Source organism: Pseudoclavibacter sp. VKM Ac-2888, from assembly GCF_015351285.1.
In the GTDB taxonomy this organism is placed as follows: Bacteria; Actinomycetota; Actinomycetes; order Actinomycetales; family Microbacteriaceae; genus Pseudoclavibacter.
Genome location: NZ_JADKSM010000004.1, coordinates 135708 through 155073 on the forward strand (window position 1 = coordinate 135708; position 19366 = coordinate 155073).

Here is a 19366-nt window from a genome sequence, read left to right on the forward strand (position 1 = left end):
ACAAAGTGGGCGATTCAGGACCGCTTCTCGAGCAGCAGCGCGACGGCGCGCTCCTTGCGATCGACCGGGCAGTCTGCGAAATACGCTGAGCTGGCGATGAGCGCCTGCGTGTAGCACTCAGCATGCCCCTCGACCGCGGGGACCGCGTTGCCGTCCCAGCCGGAGAACTGCCCGTAGCCCTCCTCTTCCAGCACGCGGACCATCTCGTCCGGGTTCGGGAAGACGTAGGCCTGCTGCGCGTGGCCCAGCTCGTGGATCAGGACCGACGCGCCCGCATCGGTGATCGTCGGGAACAGCGTCGCATCGTCCGCCCGCAGATGGATGCTGGCGGTCGGCGGCTCGACCGGGCAACCGCCGCCCTCGCACCAGGACTGCTTCGTGCAGGCCTGCGCGTCCTCAGGGCAGGCCGTCTGGCCGTCGGCAGCCCAGGTCGCAGGAACACCGGATGCCGCGATGAAGGCGTCGATGCCAGCCTCTCCCTCTGGCCACGGGCCGATGGGGGCCGTGACGAGTGGCGGGTAGCTCAGCGAGGCGCTCTGCGCATCCTCCGGCGGGACGACGACCGGCTCGAAACGGCTCTGCGTGCCGAAGACGTTGACCTCGAACCACTCGCGGACGCCGTCAGCGCTCCACGGCTCTGCCGCAGGCGCGCCACCCTCGTCGTTCGAGGGCACACCAGCGGGGGTCGCGAACACCAGCGCCACTGCAAGCAGGGCGACGAGGGCGAACATGAACCCGCCAGAGGATCGCTCGGTTCGCATGCGGCTGCGATCAGCTCCGGTAGGAGCCGCCGAACGGATCGCTCGCGGAGCCGCCGCCGCGCATGCTGCGCTGCGAGAGCTGCCACGCCGTGCGGCGCTTGACGATGTCGCGGGGCCGGTCGAGGTCCTGTGCTGACTCGATTATCGAGGCGAGCACAAGCGTGGCCGCCGCGAGCTCGTCCTCGGTGGGGTTGCCGCTGACGGTGCGCACGATGTGCTCGAGGCCGACGTGCGAGGGGATCTGCTCCTGGCTCACAGTGGGATGTTCCCGTGCTTCTTGGGGGGCAGCGATGCGCGCTTCGTGCGCAGCGTGCGCAGCGCCTTCGCGACGATGACTCGGGTCGACGCGGGCTCGATGACCGAGTCGAGCTCGCCGCGCTCGGCGGCCAGGAAGGGAGACGCGACGTTGTAGGTGTACTCGTTCGCGAGGCGCGTGCGCACGGCGGCGACGTCCTCGCCCGCCTCCTCGGCGCGCTTGATCTCACCCCGGTACAGGATGTTCACGGCACCCTGGCCGCCCATGACGGCGATCTCGGCGGTCGGCCACGCGAAGTTCAGGTCGGCGCCGAGCTGCTTCGAGCCCATGACGATGTACGCGCCGCCGTACGCCTTGCGCAGGATGACGGTCACGAGCGGCACCGTCGCCTCCGCGTACGCGTACAGCAGCTTTGCGCCGCGGCGGATGACCCCGGACCACTCCTGGTCGGTGCCGGGCAGGTAGCCAGGCACGTCCACGAGCGTGAGGATCGGGATCGAGAACGCGTCGCAGAAGCGCACGAAGCGGGACGCCTTCTCGCCGGCCTCGATGTTCAACGTGCCCGCCATCGCGCTCGGCTGGTTCGCGACGATGCCGACGGAGGTGCCGTCGACGCGCGCGAAGCCGATGATGATGTTGGGGGCGAAGAGCGGCTGGACCTCGAGGAAGTCGCCGTCGTCGACGATGAGCTCGATGACCTGCTTCACGTCGTACGGCTGGTTCGGGGAGTCGGGGATGACCGTGTTGAGCTTCTTGTCGAGATCCGTGATCTCGAGCTCCGTCTCGATGTCGTAGCTCGGCAGCTCGGCCTGGTTGTTGTCCGGCAGGAACGAGAGGAGCTGGCGCGCGTAGTCGAGGGCGTCGTCCTCATCCGCGGCCAGGTAGTGGGAGACGCCAGAGGTGCGGTTGTGCGCGAGCGCGCCGCCGAGCTCCTCGAAGCCCACCTCCTCGCCGGTGACCGTCTTGATGACGTCAGGTCCCGTCACGAACATGTGGCTCGTCTTGTCGACCATGATGACGAAGTCGGTGAGCGCAGGGGAGTACACGGCGCCGCCGGCTGCGGGGCCCATGACGATGGAGATCTGCGGGATCACACCGGAGGCCTGCGTGTTGCGCCGGAAGATCTCGCCGTACTTCCCGAGCGCGACGACACCCTCCTGGATGCGCGCGCCGCCCGAGTCGAGCATGCCGATGATCGGCACCCCAACCTTCATGGCGTGGTCCATGATCTTGATGATCTTCTCGCCCGCGACCTCGCCGAGCGAGCCGCCGAACGTCGTGAAGTCCTGCGAGTAGACGGCGACACCGCGGCCGTGGATCGTGCCCGTTCCCGTGATGACCGCGTCGCCGTACGGGCGGCGGGCATCCATGCCGAACGCCGTCGTCCGGTGCCGGACGTACTCGTCGAGCTCCACGAAGGAGCCCGGGTCGAGCAGCTCGAGGATGCGCTCCCGTGCGGTCTTCTTGCCCTTCGCGTGCTGCTTCTTCGCAGACACCTCCTCCGCCTGCGTCACTGCTTCCGCATGGCGGGCCCTGAGGTCGGCGATCTTGTCAGCCGTGCTCGTAGGGGTCGGACCGGACGCTGAGGAGTCAAGTGGTGCGGAGTTCACCCGCGTCACTTTACCGGGCGGCGGCTCATATTCGGCCGCACGGGTTAGCCTGATTCCCCGGTGAAGTGCAAGAGAGACGCACGACGCACGACATTTGAGAGGTTGGCGGCATGACTCAGGGGACTGGCGCACCGAACGGAGCCGCGCCCAGGGCAGGCGCCGAGGTCGTACCGCTGGCACCGGATGCCCAGGCGCAGCAGTGCCTGCTGCCGTCGAGCGCGCCCATGGCGCCGTACGACGCGAGCATCCGAGGCGAGGCGGGCACCCCGCCCGAGCTCTCGCGACGGAGCCTCTGGGGCAGGTGGGCGCTCGGCGTCGCCGCGCTCTCCCTCGTCCTCGCGTTCATCCCGGTTCCCGTGCTCAACATCGCGCTCGCGCTCTCCATCGCGGCCGTCGCCTTCGTGCTCGCGATCGTCGCGCTCTGGCAGAAGCGTCGCTCGAAGGTGCTCGCGATCATCGCCCTCGTCACCCTCTTCGTCGCCGTCCTCGCCTCGGTCGTGATGACCTTCGTGTACCTGTCGTTCATCGGCTCGGCGATCGCGGGCGCCCAGTGAGCACCCCTGCCATCACCCAGCTCCTCCTCGGAGGGCGAGCCGCTGGCACCGAGCTGCGCCTCATCTCCGTCCCGGAGGCGACCTCGACCAACGACGTGCTCGCCGACATCTGGGAGCGCACCGGGGGAGAGGCCAGCCAGAACCCGGCCCTCAGCACCCTCGTCACCTATGCCCAGACCGCCGGCGTCGGCCGCCACGGCCGTGAATGGATCTCCCCGCGCGGAAAATGCCTCGCAGCGTCGACCCTCGTGCGCCTCGCCGACGACGAGGCAGCCCCCCGCATCCTGGGCTGGCTGCCCCTCATCGCGGGACTCGCACTCCGCAGTGCCATCCTCGAGCTGTCGCCACCGGCCCCCGGCTTCCGACCGGACGAGCACTCCGGTCGCGTCGAGATCAAGTGGCCGAACGATGTCCAGATCGACGGACGCAAGGTCGCCGGCATCCTGGGGCGTGTCCTCGGAACGCGCGACGGTGAGCTGTCCTGCGTCGTCGGCACCGGCGTCAACATCACCCTGCAGGCCGAAGAGCTGCCCACACCTCACGCCACCTCGCTCGCGCTGGCGGGAATGCTCCCGCCGCACCCGGCGGAGCTCCTCCCCGCGTACCTCTCCGAGTTCGTGGCGAGGCTCGAAGCGCTGCGCGAGACTCGCGGCGATGCCATCGCGAGCGGAGCCCACGGCGAGCTGAGCGACGTCTGCTCGACCCTCCGCGCCCGCGTCGCAGCCACGCTGCCGTCCGGCGAGATCCTGCACGGCTTCGCGACCGAGCTCACGCCGGAAGGGCACCTCGTGATCAGAGGCGATGACGGCGAGACCAGGTCCGTCGCGGCCGGGGACGTCGAGCGGGTCCGCCCAGAGAACGGGGCCTGATGCGCGGCCGCCCACCGCATCCGAGCGAGCAGTCCTGGGACCAGATCTTCGGCGCTCCCGACGCGCAGCAGTCCGGTGCGCAGCAGTACGGCGCACCGCCCCAGGGTGCGCAGCATCCCGTCAACCACGCGCCTCGACAGCAGGCGGCACCGCCGCACCACGAGTACGCGCAGGTCCAGCAGCGAGCCGCGCCAGACCGGCACCGCTACCACTCCGGACAGCAGTACGGTCAGCAGTTCCCCGCTCAGCCGGAGAGCCCCCAGCAGCGGTACTACGAGCCGCTCGGCATGCGGCTGCCGGAGCGGACGATCATGCGAGTGCGCAGGCACGGACGCCGTCTGCTGCTGCCGTCGATCGTCCTCATCATCGGCTTCGCGGCCGCCGGCTACAACCTCGGTGCCCTGCAGGAGACGACGATCGGGGCCCGCCACGCGTGGCTGCTCATCTCGCTCGCCGCGATCGTCCTCCTCGGCATCGTGCCCATCGTGGTCTGGCTCCAGGCACGCAACAGGATCACCACGCACCGCATCGTGCTCTCGCAGGGCACCCTGACGAGCGAGACCCGCGAGATCTACATGAACGCGATCGTCGACGTCACGGTCCGGCGCAACCTCTGGCAGGCGATGTTCCGCTCGGGGACGATCGTCATCACCTCGGTCTCCGGCCACCGCCTCAGACTCATCGACGTGCCGAGCGCCAACACCGTTGCCGCGTGCATCCGGGAGCTCAGCGGGCCGTAGCCGCCCGAGCGCCGGGACCCGTCGCTCCTCCCCGACACGGGCTCGCAGAGGGCCGCAGACGCGAAGAGCCGCGGGCAGGAGTGCCCGCGGCTCTTGGCAGCCCGCCGATCGCTCGGCAGACGAGGTCAGCTGGCCTCTACTGCGGTGCCGTCCTTCTGCTGCATCTCCGCGACGCGCTTGGGGGAGAACACCCAGAAGCGGTACAGGATGAAGCGGAAGATCGCGCCGAGGCCGATTCCGACGAGGTTCGCGATGTTGTAGGCGATCCACGAGTGGTTGTCGAGCACGGCATTCGTGAACCAGATCGGGAGCAGGCCGATGCCGAGCCCCACGAGGCTCACGCCGAAGAACTCGATCGCCTCCCGGAAGTTGTCCTGGCGCTTGTGCTGGCGGAACGTCCAGATGCGGTTGCCGATCCAATTCGTCACGATCGCCGCGCACGTCGAGATGACCTTCGCCCACAGCGCGCCATGCGCGACCTCGGTGGGGTTGAGCACCGTCAGCATGAGGACGTTGAACAGGCCGGTGTCGACGACGAAGCCGACCCCGCCGACGAGGCCGAAGTTGATGAGCTGCGCCATCATGCCCTTCGACGCCGCGATGCGTCGGAACACGTTGACGATGCGGCCCCAGAGGCTCCGCGAGGTCCGCTGCGCAGGCAGATCGAACTCGGCAGTCTCCGCGGCGACGAAGCCGACGAAATCCTCAGGCTCAGAGTGATGCGGCTCTGCGTGCTTGCGGGAGCGATTGGTCAAGCGCTCGACCTCCATCGTGGGGCACTTGCGTGGATGATGCCGCCGCAAGCAGGATAAACTGTTGGGGAGTTGTGACCCTCGTCGGAGTATAGACACGTCAGAGCAAAAGGCACGTCACTGCCACTGCAACGCAGGCGGGGAGAACTCCCCGGCCGTCGAATTCGATGCGAGCGCACAGACTCCCTCACGGCAGGACTGCCAGCAGCACTCTCGAACGGAGCGAACCATGGGTCAGGTCGTCGGCGTCATCGGAGCCGGGCAGCTCGCACGAATGATGCTCCCACCCGCCATCGAGCTCGACGTCGACCTGCGGGTCTTCGCGGCAGGTCGCGGCGAGAGCGCAGACCGCGCCGTCACCGCCGTCGGCGACATGCACGTCCTCGCTGAGGTGCTCGACTTCGCGCGCGGAGTGGATGTGGTCACCTTCGACCACGAGCACGTTCCGCAGGATGTGCTCAGGGGCCTCGTCGACGCTGGCGTCGCCGTGCGCCCAGGGCCGCACGCGCTGCAGTACGCCCAGGACAAGCTCCTCATGCGCCGCCGCCTCGCGGAGCTCGGCATCCCGATTCCCAACTGGGCCGAAGTGCGCGACGAGGCGGAGCTGCAGGCGTTCATCGACGCGAACGGCGGCATCGCCGTGCTCAAGACGCCACGAGGCGGCTACGACGGCAAGGGCGTCCGCATCGTCCGCGCCGGCGCCGACGGCGCCGACTGGTTCGCTGCGGGGGAGCCTCTGCTCGTCGAGGAACGCGTCCACTTCCGCCGCGAGCTCGCGCAGCTCGTCGCTCGTCGCCCCTCCGGTGAGATCGCCCTCTGGCCGATCGTCGAGACCGTGCAGCGCGACGGCGTCTGCGCCGAGGTGCTCGCCCCCGCCCCCGGTGCCGAAGGAGCGGACGACCGCCTCGGCTACGTCGCCGCCACCATCGCCCAGTCGGTCGCCCTCGGGCTCGACGTCACCGGCGTGCTGGCCGTCGAGCTCTTCGAGACCACCGATCAGCGCATCCTCGTCAACGAGCTCGCGATGCGCCCGCACAACTCCGGGCACTGGACCATCGACGGCTCCACCACGAGCCAGTTCGAGCAGCACCTCCGCGCCGTCCTCGACCTCCCCCTCGGCGACACCGGCATGACGGCACCCCACGCCGTCATGGTCAATGTGCTCGGCGGCCCGCAGGAGGGCAGCTACGGCGACCGGTACGAGAAGGCCATGCACGCGCATCCCGACGCGAAGATCCACAGCTACGGCAAGTCCGCGCGCCCCGGGCGGAAGGTGGGGCACGTGACCGTCGCCGGTCCAGAGCTCGACGAGGTCGCCTACCGGGCCAGGGCTGCGGCAGCCGCGTTCGACGACGACGCCGCATCCTGACGCGAGGCCGTGAGGCTGCGCTAGGCCTGAGGCGAGCCGTCACCGGCCAGCCTCAGCGGAGCCGCGCGCACCCGCGTCTACGCTTGCACGCATGAGCGACCACCCCACCGCATCGTCCGCGCCCGCAGACGACACCCCGCAGCAGGCTCCCCTCGTCGGCATCATCATGGGAAGCGACAGCGACTGGCGTGTCATGCACGAAGCTCGCGACGTGCTCGCCGAGTTCGGCATCCCCGCCGAGGTCGAGGTCGTCTCCGCCCACCGCACCCCCGAGAAGCTCGTCAGCTACAGCCGCGGAGCGAGCGAACGCGGCATCCGCGTCATCATCGCCGGAGCGGGAGGCGCGGCCCACCTCCCCGGCATGGTCGCCTCGCTCACGACGCTCCCCGTCGTCGGCGTGCCGGTCCCGCTCAAGTACCTCGACGGCATGGACTCCCTGCTCTCGATCGTGCAGATGCCTGCAGGCATCCCCGTCGCGACGGTCTCCATCGGCGGAGCCAAGAACGCCGGAATCCTCGCCGCCCGCATCCTCGGCACAGCTGACGAAGCGCTGGCAGCCAGACTCGCCGACTACAGTGACGGACTGCGCGACGCCGTAGAAGCCAAGAACGACGCCCTCAAGCAGTCGCTCTAGCCCACCCCCTCGGCCGCCGTCGCCACCCCTTGCTCCTCGACCGCAGGACCACATGACACTCACCCTCCCGCTCCGGTACCCGGACGCCAGCTCGCCGCAGCTCATGACCAGGCGCGCCTGGTGGCTGCTCCTCGCGAACTTCTTCCTCCCGGGAACCGCGCAGATCCTTGCCGGGAATCGGAAGTTCGGGCGCTTCATGCTCTCGATCTGGCTCGGCGGCATCGCGGCCGTGCTCGTGGTCCTGCTCATGGCGCTCGTGCTGCGCGGGCCACTGCTGTTCGTGTTCTCCACCACGCTCGGCATCACCGCGGTGCACCTCGTGCTCATGCTCTACGTGGCCATGTGGGTCGTGAGCGGACTGGATGCGCTCCGCCTCGTGCGCATCATCAAGCTCGAGCAGGTCGCTCGGCCGCTCATCGCCATCGTCGGCGTCGTCCTCGTCACCGTGCCGCTCGTCTTCGCCGCCGTCACGTCGCAGGTCGCGAACCAGGGGAAGTCCGCCATCGAGGGGCTCTTCGGCGGCGCGTCGAACGGCCTGCAGCTGCCGGCCGACGGCCAGATCAACATCATGATGCTCGGCGGCGACCGCGGCGCCGACCGCGAAGGCCTCCGCCCCGACTCGATCAGCGTCATGAGCTTCAACGCCTTCACCGGCAAGCTCACCACGATCGGCCTCCCGCGGGCGATGGAGAGCTTCCCCTTCTCCGAGGGGCACATGCACGACCTGTACCCGGACCTCTACGAGGGCTGCGCGGTCGACGTCTGCTACCTCAACTCCGTCTACACCGAGGCGACGATCGCCGAGGACGGCGGCTACGCCGACGCCGCCGAGCATGGCTCGGAGCCCGGCATCGAGGCGATGCGGGACGCGGTCGAGGGCATCACGGGGCTGAGCATCCAGTACTACGTGCTCGTCGACATGGCCGGCTTCACGGAGCTCATCGACGCCCTCGGCGGCGTCGACATCAACGTCACCGAGCGCGTGGGCATCGGCATCAACGACGACGGGTCACCAGGCTGGGCGCCCGCCACCGAGTTCATCGAGGTCGGGCAGCAGCACATGGACGGCTCGACGGCCCTCTGGTACGCCCGCTCCCGCTACGAGACGACCGACTTCGCCCGCATGGAGCGCCAGCGGCAGCTCCAGGAGGCGATGGTGGCGACGATGACACCCACCAACCTGCTCGGCAAGATCGGGCCGGTGACGGATGCGCTCGAGAAGGTCGTGCAGACCGACATCCCGGAGGGCATGATCGGCTACGTGGGCGATCTTCTCCTGAAGTCGCGCAGCGGCAACAGCGTGCGACTCGACATCGTGCCGCCCAACTTCGACCAGGGCAACCCCGACATCCCCGCGATCCACGCCGCCGTCCAGGACGCGATCGCCTCGGATCCGCCCGAGGCGACGCCTCCACCCGAGGAGAACGCACCCACCGAGTAGCGCCGGCCTTCTCGGCCTTGTGCTCGCGCTTGCCTTCGCCGCGCTCTCGTGCTCGTGCTTGCCTTCGCCGCGCTCTCGTGCTCGTGCTTGCCTTCGCCGCGCTCTCGTGCTCGTGCTTGCCTTCTCCGCGCTCTCGGGATGGCTTTCGCGCTTGCGGATGGTGTGCATCCCATCCGGAAGTGCGCGTCCCATCTGGAGTCCGTGGGTGTTCTGCGGGCGCCGTGTGGTTGTTTCGGGATGGCTTTCGCGCTTCCGGATGCTTCGGGATGGCTTTCGCGCTTGCGGATGGTGTGCATCCCATCCGGAAGCGCGAAGGCCATCTGGAGTCGACGCTGGGAACGACTCAACGGGATGCAGCGAGATCGATCGTGGTGCCCCTCGAGCGTGTGCCGCGACGGAGCGCCGCGCGCAGCTGCGACAAGAAGGCCGTCGGCGCCGCGAGATCCCGATTCGTGACCCGGATCACGACCCACCCGGCTTCCTGGAGGCGGTTGATCCTGCGCAGGTCGTTCATCGCCTGCTTCTTCTCCCAGTGGTACTCGCCGTCGTACTCGACGGCGACCTTCGAGTCTGGATAGGCAAGATCGACGCGCCCCACGAAGGTTCCCCGGCTGAGCACTCGGTGCCCCACGAGCGGTTCGTCGAACCCTGCGTCGAGCAGCAAGAGCCGGGTGAGGGACTCCATAGGGGATTCGACGCCGGGGCGGATCACGGCGAGGGCGGCGCGCATCCGCGTTGCGCCTACTGTGCGCCCCCAGGAATCCGTGAGGGCTTGGAGCTCTGACAGCTCCGCGAGTGCGGGAACAGGAGCACGGGGATCCTCGGAGACCGATGGATCGGATGGGCGGTTGATCCCAGGGTAGCTCCGGGAGGTCGTGACGAGAGCATCGCCAAGAGTGATCAGCTCTCTGGACGTCAGGACGCGTGCGGCGAGTGCCCAGGTGAGGGTGGGTGTCGCGAGGGAGACGCCGAACTCCAGCGTTCGCGTCCAGTTCGACGGCTGGATGCTCCTCGCCCGGATACCCGATCCCCGTGGCTTGTTTCTGCCAGACGGGACGACGATGTGCACGGTCTTCTCGGAATCGAATCGCCGGGGAACCGGAAGGCCCCAGAAGTGGGCCGCGGTGAGGTCTCCCAGGGCGTGCCAGTCGCGCATCCTCGGCGCGAAGGCACGAGCGTAGTCGACTGGGGTTTCGACCGGATGCGTCGTGAACACGCCTCGGTGTGGCCGGCCATAATCGCCGCCGTACAGTTCGCGAGCACTGATGCCCTCGAGCTGAGCTTGGCGTGTGGAGAAGGCACGGGCGGGGCTTTCGAAGAACTGCGATTCCATGTTCGCGAGAGTAGGGTCCCGTCGCGTTTCGCTTTCCGTCTCTCCACAGGCCGGGACCTCGGGGCGATGTCGCCCGACCGCTTCCTGCCGGCGGCGATCGCGTCGCGCGCGCGATCGCCGGTCGTCGCCGCTGCAGACTCAGGATGTGTTTGACGCCTCCCGATGGTTTGCAAGCCATCCGCGGGCGTGAAACCCATCCCGAGACGTTGCTGTGCCGAGATGCTGGCGCGCGCGATCGCCGGTCGTCGCCGTTGCAGGCTCGGGATGTGTTTGACGCCTCCCGATGGCTTGCAAGCCATCCGCGGGCGTGAAACCCATCCCGAGACGTTGTCATCCGGAGACGTTGCTGTGCCGCGAGGTTGCTGGCGCGAGAGACCTACCGTGCCGAGGGGGCGGCGTCGCGCCTAGAGGTCTGCGTGGAAGTTCCAGACCTGGTCGGCGGCGATCTCCCACGAGAACATCCCGCCGCGGTCCTTGCCGGCGAGGCGGAGTCGTCGTTCGAGGTCGCTGTCGCCGAGCACTCCCGCGATGGCACCGGCGAGGCGCTCGGGGTAGCCGCTGTCAGCGAGTCCGTCGCCGCGTTCCACGACGAGGGTGGCGTCGAGGCCGACCTCGACGAGCGCTGGGTCGTCGGAGGTGATGACGGGGGTGCCGAACTTGAAGGCCTCGATGATGGGCAGTCCGAACCCTGCGCTGAGACTGGGCACGACCAGGGCGCTGGCGCGCTGGAGGGCGACGGCGAGCTGCTCGTCGCTGATGACGCCGACGGAGACGACGCGCTCGGGGGCGACGCCGGAGGCGCTGATGAGGCCGTCGAGCGTGACCTCTCCGCGCTCTGTCGGACCGACGACGACAAGCGTGACGCCGGCGAGTTCCTTGTCGTCCAGGGCCTTGATGAGCTGGGCGAGGCCGTGGCGCTTGTGCAGCGATGCCAGGGTCAGCACGTACTCGTCCGGCAATCCGAGCGTGTCGGCGATCGCGTCCCCAGCTCCCTCGGACTCGGGGAGGCGGATGCTCGCAGCTGCGGCCGGGCTCATGACGCGCACGCGGTCACCGAAGTCGAAGTGCTCGATGACCTGGTCGGCGACGGCGTTCGTCGGCACGACGATGCCGCTGGCGTAGCGGAACGCACGACGCAGGAGCGCCTTGTGGTGCTTCACGGTGTGCGAGCTGATGAGCTCCGGATGGGTGAACGCGGTCATGTCGTGCCAGGTGACGACCGTCTGGTCGATGCCCTGGCTGAGCGAGATGTCGCGCATGGGCGCGAGGGGAGTGAAGCTGTGGATGAAGCCGCCGCCGACGGTGTTCGTCAGGAGCCCGCGTGACCAGGAGGACTCGAGGCGTTCCGGGCGCAGAGGGGCCTGGACGACGCTCGTCAGGCCGGGGACCCGCTCCTCGAGGAGCGCGACCTCGTCGCGGGTGCGCCGGGGAATGATCGCCTCGACGTCGCAGCCGCGGGGCGCACGCGTGATGAGCTGGCGTCCGAGCTCTTCGCTGTAGCGGCGGGTGCCGCCTGGACGCTCATCGGCGGCGCGGTCGAGGAGAACACGAAGGGTAACCATCAGGCTCTGAGGACTCCTTGCGCGGCAGCGTCCTCGAGCGCGTCGAGCCAGGGCCGCATGGGTGGAACTCCCGCGTTCGCCCAGGCGTCATGGCCGAGGACGGAGTACGCGGGGCGAGGGGCGGGACGGACGAACGCGCTGCTGTCCGTCTCCTTGACGTTCTCGGGGTCGAAGCCCGCGAGGCGGAAGATCTCCTTCGCGAAGTCGTACCAGGAGGCGATGCCGGCGTTTGTCCCGTGGTAGGTGCCGGCAGGAGCGCTCGAGTCGACGAGCGCGACGATCTGCGCCGCGAGGTCCGCCGAGTAGGTGGGCTGTCCGAGCTGGTCGGAGACGACGGAGACCTCGGGCTTGGTCGCCGCGAGGCGGGCCATCGTCTTCGCGAAGTTCGGGCCGTCTGCCCCGTAGAGCCAGGCCGTGCGCACGATGTAGGAGGCGTCCGGCAGTGCGTCGCGGACGGCCTTCTCGCCGGCGGCCTTGGTGCGACCGTAGGCGGAGATCGGGTCGTGTTCGGCGCCTTCCGCATACGGGGACGCGGCGTCGCCGCGGAAGACGTAGTCGGTGGAGACGTGCACGAGCCGCGCGCCGTGCTTCGCGGCGGCAGCCGCGAGCACACCGGGGCCCGTCGCGTTGACCGCGAAGGCGGTCGCCTCGTCGGTCTCCGCTCCGTCCACGTTCGTGTAGGCGGCGGCGTTGATGACGACGTCATGCCCCGCCACAGCGGCCTCGACCGCTGCGGGGTCGGTGATGTCGAGCGCGGCGCGATCCAGAGCCGTGACCTCGCGGCCCGCGAGGGCGCGCTGGAGGTCACGGCCGAGCATCCCGGATGCACCCGTGATCAGGAACCGTGCGGCAACCGCAGGTGCGGATGCCGTGGCGGGGACAGACGTCGAATCGGTCACAGGGCAGCGCGCTCCTTCAGCGGCTCCCACCAGGTGCGGTTGTCGCGGTACCACTGCACCACGTCAGCCAGGCCCTGCTCGAACGGAACCTTGGGCTCGTAACCCAGCTCGCGCTGGATCTTGGAGATGTCGACCGAGTAGCGCAGGTCGTGGCCGAGGCGGTCCTGCACGCGGTCCACGTAGGACCAGTCCTTGCCGGTCGCGTCGAGGAGGAGCTGCGTGAGCTCCTTGTTGGTGAGCTCGGTGCCGCCGCCGATGTTGTAGATCTCGCCGGCCTTTCCGCCGACGAGCACCATCGCGATACCGCGGCAGTGGTCGTCCACGTGCAGCCAGTCGCGGATGTTGTTGCCCTCGCCGTAGAGGGGAACATGCTTGTCGTCGATGAGGTTCGTGACGAAGAGCGGGATGACCTTCTCGGGGAAGTGGTACGGGCCGTAGTTGTTCGAGCACCGCGTGATCGACACGTTCAGGCCGTGCGTGCGGTGGTACGAGCGCGCGATGAGGTCGGAGGACGCCTTCGATGCCGAGTAGGGCGAGTTGGGTTCGAGCGGGAACGTCTCGCTCCAGCTTCCCTCTTCGATGGAGCCGTAGACCTCGTCGGTGGAGACGTGCACGAAGCGGGGCAGCTCGTGGCGCAGGGCCGCGTCGAGCAGCTTCTGCGTGCCGACGACGTTGGTCTCGATGAACACGGAGGCGTCGCGCACGGAGCGGTCGACGTGCGACTCTGCGGCGAAGTGGACAACCGCATCCACCTTCGGGATCCACTCGTCGAGCACGACGTCGTCGGTGATGTCGCCCTCGACGAACGTGAACCGCTCGGAGTCGGAGACGGGTGCGAGATTCTCGAGGTTGCCGGAGTAGGTCAGCTTGTCCAGCACGACGACCTCGACACCCTCCAGACCCTCGTACTGGTCCTGCAGCGCGCGGCGCACGAAGTTCGAGCCGATGAAGCCGGCCCCGCCGGTCACGAGAAGTTTCATACCTGTCCTGTTCAATCGTCGGCCGGGCTGTGCCGATGGAAATTTGCCGATGGTTGTGCGGTTCGACTGGCGCAGTGCGACCCGCGCGCAGTCGGAGCTACTCTAGCGCGGCCCTTCGTCGAGCTACCACAGTCCCGTCGTGATGAGGGTGGCGAGTGCCGCGCGGTCCCGTGGCCGGCGTCGCAGCTGCCGCCAGCGTCGCACGAGCCGCAGCGCGTCCCGATACGTGAACTCGGCGAGGATCTCGTGCAGCCACTGCAGTCTCGGCAGCTCCTCGGGGGAGGCGACGTGGATGCACGCCTCGACGGTCAGCTGCACCTGCCCGCGGTGCCAGCGGTTCGAGGTGAGTCTGAGGCGCTTCCACGCCTGCGAGAGGCCGGTGTTGGCGCCGACCGCGTTGGCGACGTGCTGGCGGTAGTCGACGGTCGACTCGCCGTCGATGATCCAGCGGAGCCCGGCCGATCGGGCGAGCGCGTAGATGAGCCAGTCGTGGGCGAAGGCCGTGCGTGCTGGGGAGTCCGCGTTGTCGAGCTGGTCTGCGACGAGCCGCGCGAATCGCTCGGTGAGGAGGAACGTCGATCCGGGGCCGGGCGTCTCGAAGAGGTGGTCCGCGAGGCGCTGCGGGTAGTCCTTCTTGATGAGGATGCGCGTGCCGTCTTCGGTGAACGCGGTGACGTTGGAGGAGATGCCGTCCGCGCGGCCCTCGCCGAGGAGCCGGATGTGCCGCTCGAGCTTTGCGGGCATCCACACGTCGTCCTGGTCCGCGAAGCCGACGTAGTCGTACTCCTCGATGGGGATCGTGGTGAGCAGGCGGAAGAAGTTGGGTGCGGGGGCGCCGAAGGTCTCGGGGGAGAGGATCGTGATGCGGGGGTCGGCGGCGGCGCGCTCGGCGAGGAGCTCGAGGGTGCCGTCGGTCGATCCGTCGTCGGACACGTACACGTGGAGGTCGGCGCCGGCCTGGTCGAGGATCGAGTCGAGCTGCTCGTCGAGGTAGGGCTTTCCCATGTGCGTCGCGAGGAGGACGGCGACGCGCGGCGGCGTGCGCGGCTCGGCGTTGGTGTGCATCCCGTATTCCTCTTCTCTATACGCGTTCTACCGCGGCGGTTCTCCAGCGTTCAAGTATGGCCGAGTGGGTCGGCGAGCATTCGCATTCCGTGCCGCACTAGACTCCTCGGCATGGAGATTCGCGAACTCAGCATCCCAGACAGCTACGAGATCACGCCGAAGCAGTTCGGCGACGACCGCGGCGTGTTCCTGGAGTGGTACCGCTTCGACAAGCTCGCAGAAGCTGTCGGGCACTCGATCGACCTCAAGCAGGCGAACACCTCGGTGTCGACGCGGGGTGTGGTCCGTGGCATCCACTTCGCGGACATTCCGCCGAGCCAGTCCAAGTACGTGACGTGCACGCGCGGAGCCGTGCTCGACTTCGTCATCGACATCCGCACGGGCTCGCCGAAGTTCGGCGAGTGGGACTCGGTGCGTCTCGACGACGTCGACCGCAAGGCCATCTACCTGTCCGAGGGTCTCGGCCACGCGTTCGTGGCACTCACGGATGACGCGACGGTCAGCTACCTCGTCACCGACACCTACCACGCGGAGCGCGAGCACGGCATCAACCCGCTCGACAAGGACGTCGACCTCCGCTTCCCGGAGGAGGCCGGCGAGCTGCTGCTCTCCCCGAAGGACACGGATGCCCCTTCGCTTGCCGAGGCGGCCGCGTCCGGTCTCCTCCCCAGCTGGGAAGAGGCCCGCGCCTACTACGCGGAGCTCAGCGCGAAGGCGGGTGCGTAGCCATGAAGGGAATCATCCTGGCCGGCGGCTCCGGCACGCGTCTGTGGCCGATCACCAAGGGCATCTCGAAGCAGCTCATGCCCATCTACGACAAGCCGATGATCTACTACCCGCTGTCGACGCTCATGATGGCGGACATCCGCGAGGTGCTGATCATCACGACGCCCGAGTACAACGAGCAGTTCCGCGCCCTGCTGGGTGACGGCTCCCAGCTCGGGATGCGCATCGAGTACGCCGTGCAGCCGTCGCCGGATGGGCTCGCGCAGGCGTTCATCATCGGCGAGGAGTTCATCGGCGACGACTCGGTCGCGCTGGTGCTCGGCGACAACATCTTCCACGGCTCTGGACTCGGCTCGTCGCTGCGCGGCAACAACGTGCTCGACGGCGGCCTGATCTTCGCCTATCACGTGTCGAACCCGGTCGCGTATGGCGTCGTCGAGTTCGATGAGCACAACAAGGCCGTGTCGATCGAGGAGAAGCCGGAGGTACCGAAGTCGAACTACGCGGTGCCCGGCCTCTACTTCTACGACAACGACGTGGTCGAGATCGCGAAGAACGTGGAGCCTTCCGCGCGGGGCGAGCTCGAGATCTCGAGCGTCAACTCGGCGTACCTGGATGCGGGCAAGCTGCAGGTGCAGGTGCTCGACCGTGGCACGGCGTGGCTGGACACCGGCACGTTCGAGTCGATGATGCAGGCGAGCGAGTACGTTCGCGTGATCGAGGACCGTCAGGGCTTCAAGATCGGCTGCATCGAGGAGATCGCGTGGCGCGCCGGGTGGATCGACGACGCGGAGTTCGCGGAGCTCGCGAAGCCGCTGCAGAAGAGCGGATACGGACGCTACATGCAGGGGCTCCTCGCGTAGCGAGCCCCGCTTGGCGGTGAAGGCCGTGGCCCCTCGGGGTCACGGCCTTCGTCGTTGGCGCCACGCTCGGCATTCGCGCGACGCTCGCGGTCAGCGCTCGTCGCGCTCCCGCAGCGACTGGAAGAGGTCGCGGGCGATGTCGTAGCTCCCGCGCGAGTAGTTCGCGTAGCGACCCCGCAGAGTCCACCTGAGGACGCGGGGGAGTCGACGGATGCGCGAAGCCGGCAGCTCGAGCCGCTGTCGTTCGTGCGCGACCTTGCGCCGCACGTGCGCCTCCTGCTCCGGGGTGCCGCCGAGCTCGCTGACGCGACGCAGGAGCGCCACGGCGCGGCGGTAGCGGCGCAGCTGGTCGGCGGAGCCGTCCTTGGTGGCCTGCGAGATCTTCACCCGCAGGGTGGGTGCGGTCTGCCCGATCTGGTTGCCGGTGTGCTGCCGGTAGTCGATGAGGGGCTCTCGCACGACGCGGAGTCCGTTCACGAGGGCCGCCGTCGTCGCGAGCCACTCGTCGTGGATCCACGGCTCTGGCGCGTTGCCGGCTCGGAAGACGAGGGATGCGCGCAGCATCATGGTCGCGCCGGTCACGAAGTTGCGGGCGGTGACCGCCTCGAGCTGCCGCCCGTTCTCGTAGTCGCGCCATTCGGCGTCGGTGATCTCCAGCGATTCGAGGAGAGTGCCGCCGATGGGCTCGCCGTCCTCGTCGACGAGGAGTGCGTCGGAGTGCGCGAGCAGGGCCTGGTCGTCGCCGACGAGGGCGGCGAGGAGGTGCTCGACCTTCTTGGGGTGCCACACGTCGTCCTGGTCGCTGGTGGCGAGGTACTCGGTGCGGGCCTCGCCGAGCGCGAATGCGAAGTTCGCACTCACCCGCAGCGGCTCGTCGCGGGTGTAGATGCGGAATGCGCGGTCGGAGGCTTCCAGCACGCGGCGCGCGAGCTCGAGCGTTCCGTCGCTCGAGGCGTCGTCGGAGACGATGACCTCGACGACGGGGTGGCTCTGCGAGAGGATGCTCTGCAGCTGCTGCTCGAGGAACTGCTCGCCGTTGTGGGTGCACACGACCGCGGTGACAGGGGCGTCTCCGAGTCGCTGCTCGCGGGCATCCTCCTGGCGGCGTTCGGCGACGAGTCGCGAAGCTGGCATCTGCTCTCCTCTGTCTCGGTGCGCTGTGGTGCTAGCTTGGCACGAGTCTGCACGCGCTCAGGGGAGGAGTCGGCCGCAGCGGCCGCCCGAGACTATGAATCGACTTGTCATCTACCTGCTCTTCGACCGGGCTGGTCTCGCCGACGCCGGTGTGCTCCGGGCGCTGCAGGGCCTGCGCGGGCACGCCAGCGAGCTCTTCGTCGTCGTGAACGGCTCGGTGACCGACGCTTCGCGCGAGTCGCTGGCCTCCGTCGCCGACAGGGTCTTCGAGCGGCCGAACGAGGGCTTCGATGTCGGCGGCTATCGCGCTGCGCTCGAGGAGATCGGTCCGGAGCGGCTCGCGGCGTTCGACGAGGTCGTGCTCGCGAACTACACCTTCTTCGGGCCCGTCGTCGACTTCGCCGAGACGTTCGCGTGGGCGGATGCCGCGGGGCACGACGTGTGGGGTGTGACGGAGCATGGGGAGCTCACCCCGGACCCGTACACGCGACGCGGCACCCTGCCATCGCACCTGCAGTCCCATTGGATCGCCGTGCGGAGGGATGTCGTGGTGAGCGACGCGTGGGCCGAGTACTGGGCGTCGATGCCCGAGATCCGGTCGTACGACGACTCGGTGCGGCACCACGAGGCGCGCTTCTCCCCGTTCTTCGCGGAGCGCGGCTTCTCGGTCGGCGCGCAGTTCCCGGCAGGCAACTTCCGGGTGGACGGGACACCCGTCGCCAACGCCAGCCTCGAGACCCCGCTGCTGCTGCTCGAGGCGGGGGCGCCCCTCGTGAAGCGCCGCGTGTTCTTCCACGACCCCGTCGAGCTCGACCACCGCGGGGTCTCGGCTCGGGACGTCGCCCTCGATCTCGAGCGACGGGGCTTCCCCGTCGACGTGCTCGTCGAGGGGACGGCGCGGTTCGCGCCGAGTCGGGTGCTCGCCGGCGGCGTCGGGGCTGGCCCTCGGGTGCTGCGGCGCGCATCGACCGCGCTCACGCACGAGTGGCTTCGAGACGCGGCGAGCGGCGACGAGTCGGCGACGATCTCGGGTCTGCACGTGCGCATCGTCCGCGGCGACTTCTGGCGCAGGCTCGCCGGCGGCGACGAGCGGCTGCTGGACGCCGACCTGCTGCTGGTGGAGTCGGCGGCAGCGGACTCGGTGCGCTCCGCTCCGGCGAGCGCCTCGATGCTGGCCCGCCAGCGGGGCAGGAGGGTCATCTTAGAGCGAGCGGAACCGCTCGCGTGGGAGTTCGCCGACCATGCCAGCCTGGGGATGGTGGTGCCGGTGGCGCCGCCCATCGGGACCGGACTGCTCGGTGACGGCTGGCGCGGCACCCGCACGAGGGCCGCTCTGCTCGCCGCGACGCTCGGTGCGGATGCACCGCTCGATCCGAACGCTCCGATCGCTCCGTACGCGGGGTTCGCGGCGTATCGGGTGGATGCGCTCCGACCGCTCGCGGGAGCCCTCGGCTCGCTCGGCTACGCGCCGCTCGAGGCGCGCTTCCCGGAGGGGGAGCTCGCGACGCTCCTCGACCTGGTCGCGAGCCGCCTCGTGCTCGACGCCGGGTTCGCGGTCTCCGAGGCGGAGACCGCCGATGGCCTCGCGAGCGACTACGCGCTGCTCGCCGCGAAGTACGAGGATCTCGTGGCCGAATTCGGCTCGGACGTGCGAGCACCGCACCGTCTTGCGCGCGCTCGCCGGCCCGGCGGCAGCGGCCTCACGCGGGTCGCCGCAGCCGTGTTCCGTCGTTTGCCCGCGCTCGAGGAGCCGCTCCGGCGCCTCGCCGCTGACGCCAAGGGTCTGCTGGCGCGCCTGCGCTGACCGCGCCCCGCGGC

At 69.0% G+C, this 19366-nt stretch carries 18 protein-coding genes and 1 pseudogene; 9 read left to right on the forward strand and 10 right to left on the reverse strand.

Annotated features, from left to right (window positions below):
* Positions 1–14 precede the first annotated feature (14 nt).
* From ITJ61_RS18900 to ITJ61_RS18910, 3 genes are read right to left on the reverse strand one after another with little or no spacing between them, the layout of a single operon-like run.
* Positions 15–761: a hypothetical protein gene (locus ITJ61_RS18900; protein WP_104306037.1), complete on the reverse strand. Its 747-nt coding sequence runs from the start codon at positions 759–761 to the stop codon at positions 15–17.
* 10 nt (positions 762–771) lie between these two features.
* Positions 772–1017, reverse strand: a complete 246-nt coding sequence (locus ITJ61_RS18905) for an acyl-CoA carboxylase subunit epsilon (RefSeq protein WP_323744410.1) — start codon at positions 1015–1017, stop codon at positions 772–774.
* Positions 1014–2627 carry an acyl-CoA carboxylase subunit beta gene (locus ITJ61_RS18910; RefSeq protein WP_104243005.1) on the reverse strand — a complete coding sequence of 538 codons (1614 nt, stop codon included), beginning with the start codon at positions 2625–2627 and terminating at the stop codon, positions 1014–1016. Before ITJ61_RS18910 ends, ITJ61_RS18905 begins: the two co-directional genes overlap by 4 nt.
* A gap of 110 nt (positions 2628–2737) precedes the next feature.
* Between ITJ61_RS18910 and ITJ61_RS18915 the strand changes: the two genes are divergently transcribed.
* Genes ITJ61_RS18915 through ITJ61_RS18925 form a run of 3 tightly spaced genes read left to right on the forward strand, consistent with a single transcriptional unit; the run spans position 2738 to position 4790 of the window.
* The gene (locus ITJ61_RS18915; protein ID WP_194687126.1) at positions 2738–3181 is read left to right on the forward strand and encodes a hypothetical protein; all 444 of its coding nucleotides are present in this window, start codon (positions 2738–2740) and stop codon (positions 3179–3181) included.
* Positions 3178–4050, forward strand: a complete 873-nt coding sequence (locus ITJ61_RS18920) for a biotin--[acetyl-CoA-carboxylase] ligase (RefSeq protein ID WP_181062881.1) — start codon at positions 3178–3180, stop codon at positions 4048–4050. Before ITJ61_RS18915 ends, ITJ61_RS18920 begins: the two co-directional genes overlap by 4 nt.
* Positions 4050–4790 carry a PH domain-containing protein gene (locus ITJ61_RS18925; protein WP_194687127.1) on the forward strand — a complete coding sequence of 247 codons (741 nt, stop codon included), beginning with the start codon at positions 4050–4052 and terminating at the stop codon, positions 4788–4790. Before ITJ61_RS18920 ends, ITJ61_RS18925 begins: the two co-directional genes overlap by 1 nt.
* Before the next feature lie 125 nt (positions 4791–4915).
* On the opposite strand, the gene ITJ61_RS18930 is transcribed toward ITJ61_RS18925, so the two are convergent.
* On the reverse strand, positions 4916–5545 hold the full coding sequence (locus ITJ61_RS18930; RefSeq protein ID WP_181065023.1) for a GtrA family protein: 630 nt from the start codon (positions 5543–5545) through the stop codon (positions 4916–4918).
* Between the two features lie 172 nt (positions 5546–5717).
* On the opposite strand from ITJ61_RS18930, the pseudogene ITJ61_RS18935 reads away from it, so the two are divergent.
* From ITJ61_RS18935 to ITJ61_RS18945, 3 genes and pseudogenes are all read left to right on the forward strand, one after another.
* Positions 5718–6911: pseudogene (locus ITJ61_RS18935) on the forward strand (5-(carboxyamino)imidazole ribonucleotide synthase); the annotation flags it as partial.
* 91 nt (positions 6912–7002) lie between these two features.
* The gene (gene purE / locus ITJ61_RS18940; RefSeq protein WP_194687129.1) at positions 7003–7545 is read left to right on the forward strand and encodes a 5-(carboxyamino)imidazole ribonucleotide mutase; all 543 of its coding nucleotides are present in this window, start codon (positions 7003–7005) and stop codon (positions 7543–7545) included.
* 52 nt (positions 7546–7597) lie between these two features.
* Entirely contained in the window at positions 7598–8986 is a 1389-nt protein-coding gene (locus ITJ61_RS18945; protein ID WP_104299658.1) for an LCP family protein, read from the forward strand.
* Positions 8987–9329: 343 nt separating this feature from the next.
* Here the strand turns inward: ITJ61_RS18945 and ITJ61_RS18950 are convergent, their stop codons facing one another.
* The 5 genes from ITJ61_RS18950 to ITJ61_RS18970 form a co-directional block, all read right to left on the reverse strand.
* Entirely contained in the window at positions 9330–10319 is a 990-nt protein-coding gene (locus ITJ61_RS18950) for a DUF559 domain-containing protein (protein WP_194687130.1), read from the reverse strand.
* A gap of 404 nt (positions 10320–10723) precedes the next feature.
* Positions 10724–11881, reverse strand: a complete 1158-nt coding sequence (locus tag ITJ61_RS18955) for a glycosyltransferase family 4 protein (RefSeq protein WP_194687131.1) — start codon at positions 11879–11881, stop codon at positions 10724–10726.
* Positions 11881–12780: a dTDP-4-dehydrorhamnose reductase gene (gene rfbD, locus ITJ61_RS18960; RefSeq protein WP_258064830.1), complete on the reverse strand. Its 900-nt coding sequence runs from the start codon at positions 12778–12780 to the stop codon at positions 11881–11883. The genes ITJ61_RS18955 and rfbD overlap by 1 nt, the downstream gene beginning before the upstream one ends.
* Entirely contained in the window at positions 12777–13760 is a 984-nt protein-coding gene (gene rfbB, locus ITJ61_RS18965) for a dTDP-glucose 4,6-dehydratase (RefSeq protein WP_068484209.1), read from the reverse strand. The genes rfbD and rfbB overlap by 4 nt, the downstream gene beginning before the upstream one ends.
* A gap of 123 nt (positions 13761–13883) precedes the next feature.
* On the reverse strand, positions 13884–14825 hold the full coding sequence (locus tag ITJ61_RS18970) for a glycosyltransferase (RefSeq protein WP_104299654.1): 942 nt from the start codon (positions 14823–14825) through the stop codon (positions 13884–13886).
* A gap of 111 nt (positions 14826–14936) precedes the next feature.
* Between ITJ61_RS18970 and ITJ61_RS18975 the strand changes: the two genes are divergently transcribed.
* Positions 14937–15551 (forward strand): dTDP-4-dehydrorhamnose 3,5-epimerase family protein, encoded by a 615-nt coding sequence (locus ITJ61_RS18975; RefSeq protein ID WP_068479667.1) that lies wholly within the window; start codon positions 14937–14939, stop codon positions 15549–15551.
* Positions 15552–15553: 2 nt separating this feature from the next.
* Positions 15554–16414: a glucose-1-phosphate thymidylyltransferase RfbA gene (gene rfbA, locus ITJ61_RS18980; RefSeq protein WP_104242985.1), complete on the forward strand. Its 861-nt coding sequence runs from the start codon at positions 15554–15556 to the stop codon at positions 16412–16414.
* A 90-nt stretch (positions 16415–16504) separates the two neighbouring features.
* Here the strand turns inward: rfbA and ITJ61_RS18985 are convergent, their stop codons facing one another.
* The gene (locus tag ITJ61_RS18985) at positions 16505–17548 is read right to left on the reverse strand and encodes a glycosyltransferase (RefSeq protein WP_194687132.1); all 1044 of its coding nucleotides are present in this window, start codon (positions 17546–17548) and stop codon (positions 16505–16507) included.
* Between the two features lie 94 nt (positions 17549–17642).
* Between ITJ61_RS18985 and ITJ61_RS18990 the strand changes: the two genes are divergently transcribed.
* Positions 17643–19352: a rhamnan synthesis F family protein gene (locus tag ITJ61_RS18990; protein WP_194687133.1), complete on the forward strand. Its 1710-nt coding sequence runs from the start codon at positions 17643–17645 to the stop codon at positions 19350–19352.
* Positions 19353–19366: the final 14 nt, after the last annotated feature.

Coding starts and splice junctions, on each gene's coding strand:
- ITJ61_RS18900 (WP_104306037.1), bottom strand. CDS start 761: ATGCGAACCGAGCGATCCTCTGGCGGGTTCATGTTCGCCCTCGTCGCC.
- ITJ61_RS18915 (WP_194687126.1), top strand. CDS start 2,738: ATGACTCAGGGGACTGGCGCACCGAACGGAGCCGCGCCCAGGGCAGGC.
- ITJ61_RS18925 (WP_194687127.1), top strand. CDS start 4,050: ATGCGCGGCCGCCCACCGCATCCGAGCGAGCAGTCCTGGGACCAGATC.
- purE (WP_194687129.1), top strand. CDS start 7,003: ATGAGCGACCACCCCACCGCATCGTCCGCGCCCGCAGACGACACCCCG.
- ITJ61_RS18945 (WP_104299658.1), top strand. CDS start 7,598: ATGACACTCACCCTCCCGCTCCGGTACCCGGACGCCAGCTCGCCGCAG.
- ITJ61_RS18950 (WP_194687130.1), bottom strand. CDS start 10,319: ATGGAATCGCAGTTCTTCGAAAGCCCCGCCCGTGCCTTCTCCACACGC.
- ITJ61_RS18955 (WP_194687131.1), bottom strand. CDS start 11,881: ATGGTTACCCTTCGTGTTCTCCTCGACCGCGCCGCCGATGAGCGTCCA.
- rfbB (WP_068484209.1), bottom strand. CDS start 13,760: ATGAAACTTCTCGTGACCGGCGGGGCCGGCTTCATCGGCTCGAACTTC.
- ITJ61_RS18970 (WP_104299654.1), bottom strand. CDS start 14,825: ATGCACACCAACGCCGAGCCGCGCACGCCGCCGCGCGTCGCCGTCCTC.
- ITJ61_RS18975 (WP_068479667.1), top strand. CDS start 14,937: ATGGAGATTCGCGAACTCAGCATCCCAGACAGCTACGAGATCACGCCG.
- rfbA (WP_104242985.1), top strand. CDS start 15,554: ATGAAGGGAATCATCCTGGCCGGCGGCTCCGGCACGCGTCTGTGGCCG.
- ITJ61_RS18985 (WP_194687132.1), bottom strand. CDS start 17,548: ATGCCAGCTTCGCGACTCGTCGCCGAACGCCGCCAGGAGGATGCCCGC.
- ITJ61_RS18990 (WP_194687133.1), top strand. CDS start 17,643: ATGAATCGACTTGTCATCTACCTGCTCTTCGACCGGGCTGGTCTCGCC.